The sequence below is a fragment of the Blautia sp. NSJ-175 genome, from assembly GCF_022867815.1.
Taxonomy (GTDB): Bacteria; Bacillota; Clostridia; order Lachnospirales; family Lachnospiraceae; genus Blautia; species Blautia celeris.
In genome coordinates, this window is record NZ_JALIFQ010000006.1 from 143,490 (window position 1) to 157,540 (window position 14,051).

General features: G+C 41.9%; 14 protein-coding genes and 1 CRISPR repeat array (1 of these 15 only partly in view). Of the genes, 10 read left to right on the top strand and 4 right to left on the bottom strand.

What is annotated here, in order from left to right; genetic code table 11:
- The first annotated feature begins 2 nt into the window (after positions 1-2).
- The 4 genes from MUB35_RS11495 to tsf all read left to right on the top strand — a co-directional run bounded on the left by MUB35_RS11495 (position 3) and on the right by tsf (position 4,741).
- Positions 3-1,955, top strand: a complete 1,953-nt coding sequence (locus MUB35_RS11495; RefSeq protein WP_033139701.1) for a fructose-bisphosphatase class III — start codon at positions 3-5, stop codon at positions 1,953-1,955.
- A 15-nt stretch (positions 1,956-1,970) separates the two neighbouring features.
- Positions 1,971-2,798 carry an alpha/beta hydrolase gene (locus tag MUB35_RS11500; protein ID WP_033139700.1) on the top strand — a complete coding sequence of 276 codons (828 nt, stop codon included), beginning with the start codon at positions 1,971-1,973 and terminating at the stop codon, positions 2,796-2,798.
- A gap of 196 nt (positions 2,799-2,994) precedes the next feature.
- Positions 2,995-3,735: a 30S ribosomal protein S2 gene (gene rpsB, locus MUB35_RS11505; RefSeq protein WP_244806227.1), complete on the top strand. Its 741-nt coding sequence runs from the start codon at positions 2,995-2,997 to the stop codon at positions 3,733-3,735.
- Positions 3,736-3,808: 73 nt separating this feature from the next.
- A complete protein-coding gene (gene tsf / locus MUB35_RS11510; RefSeq protein ID WP_033139698.1) occupies positions 3,809-4,741 on the top strand; it encodes a translation elongation factor Ts in 933 nt (310 codons plus the stop codon).
- A 270-nt stretch (positions 4,742-5,011) separates the two neighbouring features.
- Here tsf and MUB35_RS11515 read toward each other — a convergent pair whose 3' ends face one another.
- The gene (locus MUB35_RS11515) at positions 5,012-5,371 is read right to left on the bottom strand and encodes a helix-turn-helix transcriptional regulator (RefSeq protein ID WP_244806228.1); all 360 of its coding nucleotides are present in this window, start codon (positions 5,369-5,371) and stop codon (positions 5,012-5,014) included.
- A gap of 190 nt (positions 5,372-5,561) precedes the next feature.
- On the opposite strand from MUB35_RS11515, the gene MUB35_RS11520 reads away from it, so the two are divergent.
- From MUB35_RS11520 to MUB35_RS11535, 4 genes are read left to right on the top strand one after another with little or no spacing between them, the layout of a single operon-like run.
- Positions 5,562-6,113, top strand: a complete 552-nt coding sequence (locus MUB35_RS11520; RefSeq protein ID WP_103731912.1) for a TetR/AcrR family transcriptional regulator — start codon at positions 5,562-5,564, stop codon at positions 6,111-6,113.
- Complete coding sequence (locus MUB35_RS11525) at positions 6,103-6,387, top strand: hypothetical protein (RefSeq protein WP_244806229.1); 285 nt, start codon at positions 6,103-6,105, stop codon at positions 6,385-6,387. The genes MUB35_RS11520 and MUB35_RS11525 overlap by 11 nt, the downstream gene beginning before the upstream one ends.
- Complete coding sequence (locus tag MUB35_RS11530) at positions 6,374-7,594, top strand: hypothetical protein (RefSeq protein ID WP_244806230.1); 1,221 nt, start codon at positions 6,374-6,376, stop codon at positions 7,592-7,594. The genes MUB35_RS11525 and MUB35_RS11530 overlap by 14 nt, the downstream gene beginning before the upstream one ends.
- A 16-nt stretch (positions 7,595-7,610) precedes the next feature.
- Complete coding sequence (locus MUB35_RS11535) at positions 7,611-7,775, top strand: cysteine-rich KTR domain-containing protein (RefSeq protein WP_331477487.1); 165 nt, start codon at positions 7,611-7,613, stop codon at positions 7,773-7,775.
- Positions 7,776-8,259: 484 nt separating this feature from the next.
- Here the strand turns inward: MUB35_RS11535 and MUB35_RS11540 are convergent, their stop codons facing one another.
- Positions 8,260-9,273: a reverse transcriptase family protein gene (locus tag MUB35_RS11540; RefSeq protein WP_244806231.1), complete on the bottom strand. Its 1,014-nt coding sequence runs from the start codon at positions 9,271-9,273 to the stop codon at positions 8,260-8,262.
- Positions 9,274-9,615: 342 nt separating this feature from the next.
- Complete coding sequence (locus tag MUB35_RS11545) at positions 9,616-10,545, bottom strand: alpha/beta fold hydrolase (protein WP_244806232.1); 930 nt, start codon at positions 10,543-10,545, stop codon at positions 9,616-9,618.
- 472 nt (positions 10,546-11,017) lie between these two features.
- Here MUB35_RS11545 and MUB35_RS11550 point away from each other — a divergent pair, with 472 nt between their 5' ends.
- Positions 11,018-11,701 carry a DinB family protein gene (locus MUB35_RS11550; protein WP_244806233.1) on the top strand — a complete coding sequence of 228 codons (684 nt, stop codon included), beginning with the start codon at positions 11,018-11,020 and terminating at the stop codon, positions 11,699-11,701.
- A gap of 37 nt (positions 11,702-11,738) precedes the next feature.
- On the opposite strand, the gene MUB35_RS11555 is transcribed toward MUB35_RS11550, so the two are convergent.
- Complete coding sequence (locus MUB35_RS11555) at positions 11,739-12,431, bottom strand: flavodoxin family protein (protein ID WP_033139690.1); 693 nt, start codon at positions 12,429-12,431, stop codon at positions 11,739-11,741.
- Positions 12,432-13,088: 657 nt separating this feature from the next.
- Here MUB35_RS11555 and cas6 point away from each other — a divergent pair.
- On the top strand, positions 13,089-13,658 hold the full coding sequence (cas6, locus tag MUB35_RS11560; RefSeq protein ID WP_242849953.1) for a CRISPR system precrRNA processing endoribonuclease RAMP protein Cas6: 570 nt from the start codon (positions 13,089-13,091) through the stop codon (positions 13,656-13,658).
- A gap of 311 nt (positions 13,659-13,969) precedes the next feature.
- A CRISPR array of direct repeats spans positions 13,970-14,051; the repeat unit is 32 nt; unit sequence GTCACTTCCTTCGCGGAAGTGTGGATTGAAAT (it continues 2,126 nt past the right edge of the window).

Genomic DNA, 14,051 nt, shown 5'->3' on the forward strand with positions numbered 1-14,051 from the left:
AAATGGAAAAACTGGAACAAAAGTATCTGGAACGCCTTTCCGAACTATATCCGACAATCGCCAAGGCGTCCACGGAGATCATCAACCTGCAGTCAATTCTCAACCTTCCCAAGGGAACAGAACATTTCCTGACAGATATCCACGGGGAATATGAGGCATTTTCCCATGTGCTGAAAAATGGTTCCGGTTCTGTGAGACGAAAGATCAACGAAGTATTCGGCCATACACTCAATGAGCAGGACAAGCGTTTTCTGGCAACACTGATCTATTATCCGAAGGAAAAGATGGAGCTGATCAAAAAGACGGAGGAAAACATGGAGGACTGGTACAAGATCACCTTATACCGTCTGATCGAGGTGTGTAAACGTGTTGCCTCCAAATACACCCGATCCAAAGTTCGTAAAGCCCTGCCGCCTGATTTTGCATATGTTATCGAGGAGCTTATCACCGAGAAACCGGAGCTCAATGACAAAGAGGCTTACTATGAGCAGATTATTGAGACCATTATAGCCATAGGCAGGGCGGAAGTGTTTATCATCGCTCTTTCGGAGCTGATCCAGCGTCTGGTTGTGGACCATCTGCATATTCTGGGAGATATTTATGACAGGGGGCCGGGGCCGCACCATATCATGGAGAAGCTGGAGGAATATCACTCTCTGGATATCCAGTGGGGCAACCATGACATTGTCTGGATGGGTGCGGCAGCAGGCCAGCGTTCCTGTATTGCCAATGTGATCCGTATCTGTGCCCGCTATGCGAATCTGGACCTTCTGGAAGACGGATATGGCATTAATCTTCTGCCATTGGCTACATTTGCCCTGACGTATTATCAGGATGACCCCTGTGAGTGCTTTAAAATAAAAGGGGGAAATACCCTCAATCCGGCAGAGACTGTGCTGAACATGAAGATGCACAAGGCCATTTCCGTTATCCAGTTCAAACTGGAAGGGCAGCTTTTGATCAGGAGAAAAGAATTTCATATGGCAGACCGGGCGCTTCTGGATGATATTAACTATGAGGAGGGGACCATCCGTTTATACGGAAAAGAATACAACCTTCTGGATCATGTCTTCCCGACCGTGGACCCGGAAAATCCCTATGAGCTTTCAAAAGAGGAGGAGGAGGTTATGGAACGCCTCGTCTCCGCCTTTGCCAACTGTGAGAAGCTCCAGCGCCATATGCAGCTTCTTTTGAAGAAGGGAAGTTTGTACAAGGTATATAACAACAACCTGCTTTATCACGGCTGTGTCCCTCTGAATGAGGACGGCAGCTTTAAAGAGGTTGAAGTGTACGGCAGGACTTATAAAGGAAGAGAGCTCTATGACGTGCTGGAAGCCTATGTGCGGAAAGCTTTCTTTGCTCTGGACAAGGAAGAAAAACAGCGCGGCAGGGATATTCTGTGGTTTATCTGGAGCAGTCCCTCGTCTCCGCTGTTCGGCAAGGATAAGATGGCTACCTTTGAGCGGTATTTCCTTGCCGAGAAGGAAACCCATGTGGAGAATAAGAATCCTTACTACAGACTTTTAGAGGATGAAAGCGTAGTGGATAATATTTTCCGGGAGTTCGGAATCGAAGGGGACTGCTGCCATATTATAAACGGTCATGTCCCGGTACACCATACCTCAGGGGAAAGTCCCATCAAATGCGGCGGCAAAGTGCTGGTCATTGACGGTGGATTTTCAAAAGCATATCAGAAGGAGACTGGGATTGCGGGATATACGTTGATTTATAATTCCTGGGGAATGATCCTGGCAGCCCATGAACCATTTACCTCTGCAGAGGATGCCATCACAAGGGAGAGCGATATTCTCTCTGACAGTATTTTAGTAAAACGCACCTCTCTTAGGAAAACAGTGGGGGATACGGATAACGGACATCACCTGCAGGAGAGCATTGATGAGCTGAGACAACTTCTGAAGGCCTACAGAAACGGCCAGATTATTGAGAAGGAATAAAAGGAGAGCAGAAACATGATACATGAAAATATTCCGATTCAAATGTCAGGGTCTTCCAAAGAGACACATTTGACAACTTATATTTTGGATGCGTATGAGGAGCTGCCGGAAGACTTAACGCGGCCTCTGATACTGATCTGTCCCGGAGGCGCATACCGTTTTACGGCTGACAGAGAGGCGGAGATGGTGGCTCTGCAGTTTAACAGCATGGGATATCACGCGGCAGTTCTGCGCTATTCCTGTGCTCCCAGTGTATTTCCCGCAGCCCTGACCGAGGTGGCCCGCTCTGTGCAGATGATACATGAAAAGGCGGAGGCGTGGCATGTGGATACGGAAAATATCTTTGTTATGGGATTTTCAGCGGGAGGCCATCTGGCAGCCAGCTACGGTGTTTTCTGGAACAGGGATTTTCTTTCTGAGGCTGTGGGATGCAGCAGGGAGATTTTAAAAGTAAAAGGTCTGATTCTCTGCTATCCGGTGATCACATCCAGGGAGGATTACGGGCATCTGGAAAGCATCCATAATCTGCTGGGCAGTGATTATGAAGAGAAGAAAGCGGAGATGGCACTGGAAACCCAGGTAGATGTCCATGTGCCCCAGGCTTTTCTCTGGCATACCTTTGAGGACCAGAGCGTGCCGTTTCAGAACTCCCTGTTATTTGTGGAGGCAATGGGAAAAGCGGGCGTTCCGGCTGAATACCATCTTTATCCCAAGGGCAGTCATGGCCTCTCCCTGGCAAATGAGACACTGATGCGTGCAGACGGCACCGGTGTACAGAAAGAGTGCCAGAGCTGGATGCCGCTGCTTAACATCTGGCTTAAGAATGCCTGCAAAAGAAAATAAGTAGTATAAACCTTGTAAAAACAGGAAAAAATCTTAAAAACAGCTTGCAACATACACCTCAGCTATGCTATAATACCAACGTTGCAAAATAACCACGTCTATGAATACCAAAGGACGGTGCCTGCGGACAAGCGTCCGACAGTGTCCCTGCGGAGAGGAAATAGACGGAAGAAAACAACCAAAAAGGAGAAAAAACATGAGCGTTATTTCAATGAAACAGTTACTGGAAGCAGGTGTTCATTTCGGACATCAGACCAGAAGATGGAACCCTAAAATGGCTCCCTACATCTACACAGAGAGAAACGGCATCTACATCATCGACCTGCAGAAATCTGTAGGAATGGTTGACGATGCTTACAAAGCAGTTGCAGACATCGCAGCTGACGGCGGCACAATCCTGTTCGTAGGAACTAAAAAACAGGCTCAGGATGCTATCAAAGTGGAAGCAGAGCGCTGCGGAATGTTCTATGTAAACGAAAGATGGTTAGGCGGAATGCTGACAAACTTCAAGACCATCCAGAGCAGAATCGCAAGACTGAAAGAAATCGAAGCTATGGAAGCTGACGGAACTTTCGACGTACTGCCGAAAAAAGAAGTTATCGAGCTGAAAAAAGAGCAGGCCAAATTAGAGAAGAACCTGGGCGGTATCAAAGAAATGAAGAAACTCCCGGATGCCATCTTCATTGTAGACCCGAAAAAAGAAAGAATCTGCGTTCAGGAAGCACATACATTAGGTATTCCGTTAATCGGTATCTGTGATACAAACTGTGATCCGGAAGAACTGGATTATGTTATCCCGGGCAATGATGATGCCATCAGAGCCGTAAAATTAATCGTTTCCAAAATGGCAGATGCTGTCATTGAAGCTAACCAGGGTGTTGCTGAAGACAGCGAAATCTTCGAGGAAGCAACAGAAGAGGAAGCAACAGAGGAATAATTCAAAGCGCCTTGGCTGTACTGCCAAGGCGGTTCTTTAGAAAAAACCAATAGAATTCAGGAGGAATATCACGATGGCTATTACAGCAGGAATGGTAAAAGAATTAAGAGAGATGACCGGCGCCGGCATGATGGACTGTAAGAAAGCTCTTGCAGCAACAGAAGGCGATATGGATAAAGCAGTTGAATTCCTGAGAGAAAAAGGACTTGCTACTGCACAGAAAAAAGCAAGCCGTGTTGCAGCAGAAGGTCTGTGCAAAACTCTGGTATCTGCTGACGAGAAGAAAGCAGTTGTTGTAGAGGTTAACGCAGAGACAGACTTCGTTGCTAAAAACGAAAAATTCCAGGGCTATGTTGCACAGGTTGCAGAGCAGGCTATGGATACAGAAGCAGCCGATGTGGAAGCTTTCTTAGCTGAAGCATGGAAATTCGATACAACAAAAACCGTTCAGGAAGCTCTGGCAGGCCAGATTGCTGTTATCGGTGAGAACATGAACATCAGAAGATTTACAAAGGTATCCGAAGAAAACGGATTTGTTGCATCCTACACACACATGGGTGGCAAAATCGGTGTTCTGGTTGATGTTGAGACAGATGTCATCAACGATGCTGTAAAAGAAATGGCTAAAAACATTGCCATGCAGGCAGCAGCTCTGAAACCTGTATACACAAACAGAAGTGAAGTGTCTCAGGAATACATTGAGCATGAGAAAGAAATCCTGACAGCAGCAGCTAAGAACGAGAAACCGGACGCTAACGACAAGATCATCAGCGGTATGGTTATGGGCCGTATCAACAAAGAGCTGAAAGAAATCTGCCTGTTAGACCAGGTTTATGTAAAAGCAGAAGACGGAAAACAGACCGTTGCCAAATACGTTGAAGAAGTTGCAAAAGCTAACAACGCTAAGATTACAGTAAAAGGCTTCGTTCGTTTCGAGACCGGAGAAGGTATTGAGAAGAAGGAAGAGAATTTTGCTGAGGAAGTTGCTAAGCAGATGGGCAACTAAGCGAATTTTTCAATTAAATTAAGGTTAAAATTATAGAGGCTTCGAAAGCCTTATAAACACAAGCATTTTCCAGTGGTTATAAGGTTTTCGGGGTCTTTTTCTTGTGAAAGTCTGCTATGGCAACAACCTCATAATCAGGAAAGCTTGCTACGAAACTTTCTTCTCACTACCTACAACACCGGGAACCTCTGATTTGACGGACTTTTGCAAAAGAAAAATGCCGCAGTTTGCAACGTTTCCAATAGTTGCACAGACAAAAAACGGAGGATTTTATTCCACCGTTTCCTTGCTGTTGGCTTCCTGTATTCCCTTTGCAGTTGTCGTCATAATTGTTAAGTCCCGGCTGTTCATATCGGCAAGCAGACTGTCGAGCTGCCGCCGCCCGGTAGAGTTGTCCGTTTCCTCGTTCGGGAAAAAGAACTGGTCTACCGACACATCTAAAAAGGTGACAAGCTCATAAAAGATTTGTAGGCTTGGGTGCTGCCGGCTGTTCTCAATGGACGCGATATAGCGCGGCGTAATATTCAGCCTGTCTGCTAACTGGTTACGCGAGATACCCTTTGCCTTTCTTGCTTCTTTTATGGCTTGCCCGAAAGCCTTAAAATTATACTTCACTTTGTCCTGCTTCATATTTTTCACCCTACTACATTTTGCCGTTCACCTTTCTGCTTTGGATATGATTACACATAGCATAGCTTTAATAGTAATAGAGCATGATATGTATGGTTTTTATGAACTACCAACCGGAGGAATTGACAAAAATCTTTTTACAACGTATAATAACAATGATATATAACTTAGTTATCAAAAGGAGGACGTTATGCCACCAAAAGTTAAGATACCCAGAGAAGCTATTATTGAAAAAGCATTTGAGTTGACAAAAGTATATGGTTTTGAAAAAGTAACCGCACGTTTGCTTGCCAGTGAATTAAAATGCTCTACTCAACCAGTGTTTTATGCTTTTCATAATATGGAAGAACTAAAGGAAGAAGTTTACAAAAAAACGCAAAAACTATTTGAAGAAACTATGCTACAACAGCCTTTTGATACAGAAACTCCCTATTTTTTAAGCATGGGATTAAAGTATGTGGAGCTGGCTCAAAATGAAAAAAATCTGTTCCATCTTCTATGTATGTCAGATAGCGGAACAAGACTTGAAAGCCTTTATGATTTGGCTAAGCACGTTCCTATTCCGATTGAACCGGAAGTGTTTGTGAAAACATGGATATTTACGCATGGTATAGCAACGATTGTTTCTACGAACACAACGAACATTGCGCCCGAAGAAATAAGGCAGTTACTTATTGAAGCATGTACCAGTTTCAAATTATATCACAATGAAAACAAGGGAGGTTCGGCAAATGAAACATAAGAATATGAACTATAATAACCGCTATAAATATAAACTGAATATGCTTGAACTGGGGCTTACTATGATGAAACTCATCGGCGTATTATTTGTAACCAGTATTTTATTTTGGGCGGCAGGGTGGCATTGGCTTTCTTCAATAACTTTGTTTTTGGCAGGAGCCGTAATTGCTGTTTTGTTAATCTTGTTAGCCATTGAAGCACATCAGGACAAGGTGTTGAATGATATTGCTATGCGGGAAAATAATGAATTGGAGAAAAAATATGAAATCGATTAAAAATTATGTGTATACAGAACGTGCGCATTTTATGTGTCCTAATATGCACTTTGGGATTATGGCAAAAATAGAAAGCAATTATGATGAAGGGCAGCTAAAACAAAGCATAGACACTCTTCAAAAAGCGCACCCGTTTCTGCAAAGTTTAATTGCAGAGGAAACGGACACTGGCAGATTTTATTATCAAATACAAGATTATTTGAATATTCCTGTAATGGTAAAAGAAGAAGCCGCTTTGTGGCAACAAGATTATGAGGAAATATCTGTCCGTGGGTGGAATGTCATGAATGAATGTCTGCTAAAAGTAGTGGTTTATCCAAAGGAAAATGAATTTCAAATACTTTTTATCGCCCACCATCTTTTGTGTGACGGTAGAGGGCTTCTACAACTGGCAGAAGAATTTGCAGAGCATTATGCTAACGGAGTAATACCGCAATTTGCCCCGGAACGCTTAATTCAATGCTTAAACGATCTTCCCTCAAACAGCGATTTACCTCTTATCAGTAAATTGATAATAGGCGACGCAAACAGAAGATGGAAAAAAGAGGGGCAGCAAGTTATGTATGAGGAATATAGCGCATTTGAAAGAGCCTATATTCAAAAACACAAAATGAAACGGGAAATTTTCACCATTTGTAATCAGGAGTTAGAAGAAATATTGACTTTATGCAAACAACATAGTGTTACTGTAAACGACTGGCTGATTGCAAAGATGATGTTGGAAGAGAATACAAATAAGGTGGTTATCGCAGCCGATATTCGTAATCAGGCAAAATGTTACAGACAGGGAGCAATGGGGAATTATTCGACTGCTTTTAGTATTTCCGTGAAAAAGAACGGGGAAAATGTTATTATCCTTGCAAAGCGCGTAGCGTCACAAGTCATAAACATATGTCATCACCCACGGAAAGAAATGCTTGTGCTTGCCTGTTATATACATATGCAGCCGGAGCTGATTGACGCTGTTACAATATCTACATTGGGAGATTTCGGAAGTAAAGCAGGAACATTTATAGGAAGAAATATGTTTGGATATGGTTCTCAAAATGGTTATAGCATTACCAACTTAGGGAAAATCGAAAGTAATATAATTGCAGAAGCTGTTTTTATACCACCCGCTTCACCTGCCAACAAAAAAACTTGGGGTGTTCTAACGGTGAATAGCCATATGAAAATATGCGTGTCAAATTTAATTGCAGAAAGGTAATATTCTAAAGCAGGAAATAAAATGGGTACGTTGTCCTGCTTGTGGCAATAAAACAAGGTTACAGATACGGGAAGATACAGAACTAAAAAACTTTCCTCTTTATTGCCCGAAATGCAGACAAGAAAGTTTGATTGACGTAAAGGATTTACAGGTAACAGTGATTAAGCGTGAAGTTGATTAGCAAAGCGACAAATTAGAATGGTTAAATCCCTTGGAAATGTTGAATTTACAGCGTTTCAAGGGTTTTTTTGCGGTTTTAGTGAGCGTATAATACATTTTCGGTAAAATAGAGTTTATAAGATCTTCTATAATACAATAAAATTATAGAAAAGCTCCTTAATTATAGTCGGACAAAAGAAACCGGTACATGAATTGCAAATGATGGAAAGAAACCGGAACATAATTCTTTAATTTTGGGAAAAATATGATATTCAGACGGATAAAGGCATTCAAGATGCACTTGAATAGGTAATAGAAAAAGGACAGCAAAAGATCCGAATTCTATGCAGTGCTGAAAATTACGCCTTATCAAAAGCTAAACCCCGGAGAACCATATTCTTCCTAAGCGATAAACACGGCTGAAAGTGTTATATTTAGCAATCTTAGGGACCGGGAAAAAGGATTACAACAATCCAGAACCGGGTCCAGGCGCAAAAGGGCTTGTACTATATGTCCCTTAGCAGTCTGCGGATATCTTCCCTTGCTTCTCGAAACTGTACATCTTCCGGCGAAATCTGCAGAATAAACTGAATTTTCCCCAGCAGATGCCGCAGATAACGGACCGTATCCGACTCCCCCTCAGTCATCCATTCTTTCTTGTTACAACGCCGTAAATGCTCCATTACCCCGTATTTTTTACAGTAATATACCTCTGCCCGTACCTCTCTTTTATACGCACGCCCAACATCTGCCTTCTCGTTCACAACGATTCCCGTCACGGTCTGTCTGGTATGTTTTCCAAGCAGCTTAGTTTTCTTTTCATTCAGCTCTAATCCCATGGTTAAAAGGTAGTTTTTGACCTTATTTTTCAGTTCGACCTCATCGAATACACCGGAAAATGTCATATCGTCACTGTAACGTGTATAATGAATCCCTCTTTCCTCGCACCACGTTCCCATATAGTTGTCAAACGACTTCATGACCAGATTGGAAACTGTCGGAGAAGTAGGTGCGCCCTGCGGAAGATAATCTTCATAACAGCAAAGTTCTGCCAGTATCCGTCTTACTGCAGGCGGAAAGTAGATGGCCGGAAAGGCTGATTGGTAAACCAGAGGAAATGTTATGTTTTCAAAGAAGTTTTCTATATCCAATTTCATGACCTGTTCCTGTCCTACATGGGAAAGTGCATTGTCCAGCACTGTGGTTTTCTTTTTGTAGGCAGTGGCATAGACGGAAACGGAAAGTCCGTCCAGAACATGATGAAGCAGATTTTTCTGTATGGTATTCAGTAACGCGTCCGGTACCAGCAGACGGCGCACACCGCCGTTTCGCTTTGGGATCTGGGCAGTATGGTAGTGTTTCTTTATATGATTACTGACAGCATAGAGACATGCAAGTTCTTTTTCCTCTCGTACAGGTGCTCCCTGTAGAAGCCGGAAGGACAGCAGCATGTCTTTAATCTGTTCTTTTGTACAATATTTCCATAAATCATTGTCATAGTTTGATAAAGTAGTTGTCATATGATTCTTTTTCACCTCGTAGACAGGGACAATACAAGAAGGTGATTCTGTAAGATGCGCAGACGTACACAGGCGTAAGCCGCCTGCACACGGCAGTGTGCTGAAGTACCTCGGAGCATCTGGAAGTCTTTTGGTCTCTTTTTCTATACCGGACGGCGACTCGCCATCCGGCTGGATACGCTGTCCTATTTCAGACAGATCCAGATATGCTATTGTCCCTGTATCACTATCATATCATCTGTGTAGTAAACTTACAATTTATTTTTACTGAAAGGGAACTTTCATGGAAGTGTGATTCTGTTAAGGAGAACCCGCAATGTTTAAGCGGGTTCTCTATTGCAGTTAAATTCCAAGAATTCCGTCCATAAATGCGATAATTCCCTCCTCGACATCATTCTTGATCTCACTGTAGTTATGTATTTCATGACGATATCCGGAATATACGCGGGTTTTCACGTCATGTCCGGTATCACAAAGCCAGTTCGAGACCTCATAGATACCTTTTCCGTATTCGCCAACAGGGTCCTGGTCACCGCCGATATTATAAAACGGTAGGTCCTTTGGAACTCTCTCGGCCCACTGTGTTCCTTCAATTGCCAGCATCATCTGGGTAAAGTCATAGAGTGACCGGTTGCTGGTTGGTTTGGTAAAGGCATCAAAAGGATCTTCCGCGTGGTCACGCTGTACATAAGGGTCTGAACAGATCCATTCATTTCCGATGGTAACATCATCACACCGTTCGCACATCCATCCCATCAAGGCACCTGTAAATTCCGGATTGGAATCCATTCCCAGTCCGTCGTCAATGGCTTTTTTGAGAAGCTCTGTGGCTTTATCCGCTCCCCGGAAGACTCCCGTTGTACCGCAGATCGTGACACCTGCCAGGTCTTCTCCATATTTTGCCGCATAATCTCTGGCTATAAAGGATCCCATGCTGTGACCGAAAATAAAATACGGCAGATTCGGATATTTTTCACAGACCAGTTTTTTCAGGCTGTGTTCATCCTCCATCATGGTGTGGAATCCCGCATCGCCCCAATCACCCCATACACCGCTGACCATGGCTGTTTTTCCGTGCCCCACATGGTCATCGGCCGCTACAATATAACCGGCGTCCATGAATTTTACGATCATATGCAGATACCTTCTGGAATGCTCACCGAATCCGTGGATAATCTGTACGATTCCTTTCGGCCTGGCAGCCGGAACGTATATCCATCCCTGCACCTGGTCACGTTTGTTGTAAGACAGAAAATTTACTTCATGCAGCATAAAAACACCTCCATTGTGATAAAATTTGTAACTACTTTTATTGTAAGGGGCAGAGAGGAGCGTGTCAAACGGAAATGAAATTATATGAGAATATTGCAGCCTGAACAGCCAGGGAGAGTATGATTTGGAACAGAGCTCCATTTTTTAGAGCCTCGTGAAACCTGGAATACTGGTTATTATAATTACTCCAGTATGAAATGATTGAAATAGTAATAACGGAATTTTTATTATGACAGACATATGTCACATTTAAAATGTTATAATATTTATAATCTAAATCTTAATATAGATTCAAAGTTTCAAAAGAATAACCGTTCGCATCTATAGTCATAAGTTTGGGTGGAATTATATCTGATATACTAAAGTATTTTAGTAATTATTTCTTGTTTCAAAATCATGAAAAGTTCGAGGTAGTTCTATTCCAATATAGACTTTGGAGCGGTAAGAAAATTAACGTAAGGAGAGGCTATTTATGTTTGATATCGAAAAGGATTACAATTTAAAGATTGATGAATTACGAAAGCTGCTGAAATCGTCCAGGCGTTTTGATCAGGCAATTGAATTAGCATTGGAAATTCATGCAGTGACGCACACAGGTAAGGTTTCATTAAGTGACAGTCCTACATTTTGTGATGATTTATTGGAGGGATTGGAGAATGAGGATTACAGCATAATGCCGACTGAGAAAGACGAAACAATAGCCTGGCATTTATGGCATATAGCGAGAATAGAAGATTTGGTGGGAAATCTTCTTATAGCAGAACAGCCCCAAATTTTCAATGAAGAATGGATGGAAAAAATGTGTGTGTCCGTAAGAGATACCGGTAACGTAATGACGGACATGCAGATCATTGATTTTAGTGAACAGGTAAATAAACAGGAGCTGATAAAGTACAGAAACGCGGTAGGCTGTCAGACCCGCAAAATATTAAAATCCTTGTCACCACTTGATTTGAAACGGAAACCCGGAGAAGAATATTTAGCGCGGCTGGTCAGTGAAGGTGGTTTGCTGGAAGTAAAAGGGTCCATATGGCTTAAAAATTTTTGGGGCCGGCACACTTTTGCAGGGCTTATTTTGCTGCCGATAACTCGTCATCATATGATGCATCTGTCCGATAGTGTGGTCATTAAAGAGTTTTTGTTAAATAATCGGTAAAATAGGTTAGATGAACGGAGCTGCCTATGGGAGATAGTCAAGGCTTCCATGGGCGGGCTTTTTCTGCCCATCCTTTTTCCTTCCAGTATTTTACATCCGCTTCATTCCATCCTCTCCGCTGTAACAATCGCATAATATTAAAAAATGCTCTGGTTTTTATGGAAGGAGATACGTGCCCTATATTCTCATTAATTTTATCAGCTATTACAGTGATTTTTTTATCTATACGTTTTTTCAGATCAGGATTCACGGCATCCCATGAAACTGCGGCAACGCCTACGCCATATTTATAAGTTCTGGCAACACCCCAGAAGAATGTGCTGTCAGCCATATCTTTATTTGTACTTTTCATGCCTCCGCCAGCGGCTGTGGATATGCAGACAGCCTGTTTGCGGAACATTTTTTCTTCTGGTCGATGCACCATCCACCGGTATCCATAATGGTCTAAAAAAGCTTTCATTGCTCCTGTTGTATGATAAACGTATACAGGACTTGCCAGAATGATTACGTCGGCACGGTCGATAGCTTCTGTGATAGGCTTTAAGTCCTTAAAGTGAGGACATAGTGTTTCTGATTTTTCAAAACAATTTGTACATCCGATACAAAAAGAATGAAAATCCTTTGGCAGAAAAAATTCTGTGACTTCGCCATTTAATTTTTCTGTTAGCATTTTAGCGATATGATAGGTTGAACCTTTATGGCTTTGACCATGTATAACAGCTATTTTCATTTTCTGTTTCCTTTCCTGTTTTCAGGTAAATTATAGCATAATAATGGTTTGAGAGGTACTTTTTATTTTATGTTTTGGGAAAGATACTTAGTATTATAAAGAGATTGTTTTTGCAGCCGGGTATAGGGACGATTAAGGGAGGGCTTTTGGTATATCTAAGCCAATGGAGGGCGCGCAACAGATTATGGTGATTTATTTTATTTTTATGATTGAAGTGACTAATATATTATGACTTGATGAAATGAAAAGAGGTTTTTATTTGGAAAAATATAGGATATAATGTAATAAAATAAATCATAGTCAGGTCAGGGAGGATATATGTTCGAGTTCATAAAAATATTAACATTGCGTGCAACATATGAATGTCAGGAAGAAGGAAGGCTGCCTTCATATTTGGGATCTACAATAAGAGGAATTTTAGGCCATTGCATCCGGGATTTTTGCTGTGATTTTCCTGATAAAAGATGTTTTCAGTGTGAGAAAAAGGATAATTGTCTCTATGTGCAATGTTTTAGCAATACGGGTGGAGAAGCAGGTGCAGTGAATCCATATGTGTTATATGTACATGGAGAAGGCAGAGAAAGATGGAAGAAAGGAGATTTATGTGTATTTGACCTTACTCTGCTTGGCAGTGGAACAGAAAGAGCAGGCATATATTTGGATGCACTGCAGGCAGCAGAGAAAAGGGGATGGGGGGCGGCAAGGCTGTCCTTTCGTTTGATGCAGGTTATCGACTCAGATTCGGGCAATGTGATCTATGCAGGGGGAAAATGCTGGTTTCGCAATCTTTCTCCAAAGCCGCTTCAGACGACAGGACGAAATGCCTCTTATGCAAGCCTTTTTTTTGATACACCGCTTAGAATCGTATCAGGGGATAAACTATTTGATAAACTTCCCTTTGATACGTTTATACAGTTTCTTATCCGCAGAATATCGCTGTTGACAAAGGCTTACACCGATTTTCAATTGGAATGGAAAGAGGAGGAACTTCTGAACCAGGCCAGGAAAATCAAGACTTTAGATGAGTATTGGAGAGAAGTTCCGTTCATCAGGTATTCTATGAATCAGAAAGATGGAAAGTTAAAACTTTCATCCAGGACTGGCTGGATTTTATATGAAGGGGATCTATCTAGTTTTGTGCCAATTTTGGAAGCGGGTAAGTATCTGCGGGTAGGAAAAGGTGCTACCATTGGATTTGGACATTATGATATTTCTTATGATAAATAATGGGGAAATAAAAGGCTGGAAACAGTTGGATTGAGAGGGATTGTGATAAAAATCGGCCTTGAATTTTTTGTAGAAAATGCAGATGATATAATATTTGTTCAGAAGATGATTACTAAGCTTATTTTATAAAGTGCGAATGTGGAGTGAACATAGTTTGCCGGGGAGATTCGCACTTGAAAAAATGGTTAAAAATTGATGATGGAGTGATTTTTTTAAGATATATTTGTAGGAAAGGTTGCATTATTAATCAAAAAGGGTTAAAATTTGGTAGAAAGAAACAATATTTATTGGGAATATTGTGCATGTTTGCTGTCACTTCCTTCGCGGAAGTGTGGATTGAAATACTTCAAGAGCTATGGAATTTACGACTCTACTCCGTCACTTCCTTCGCGG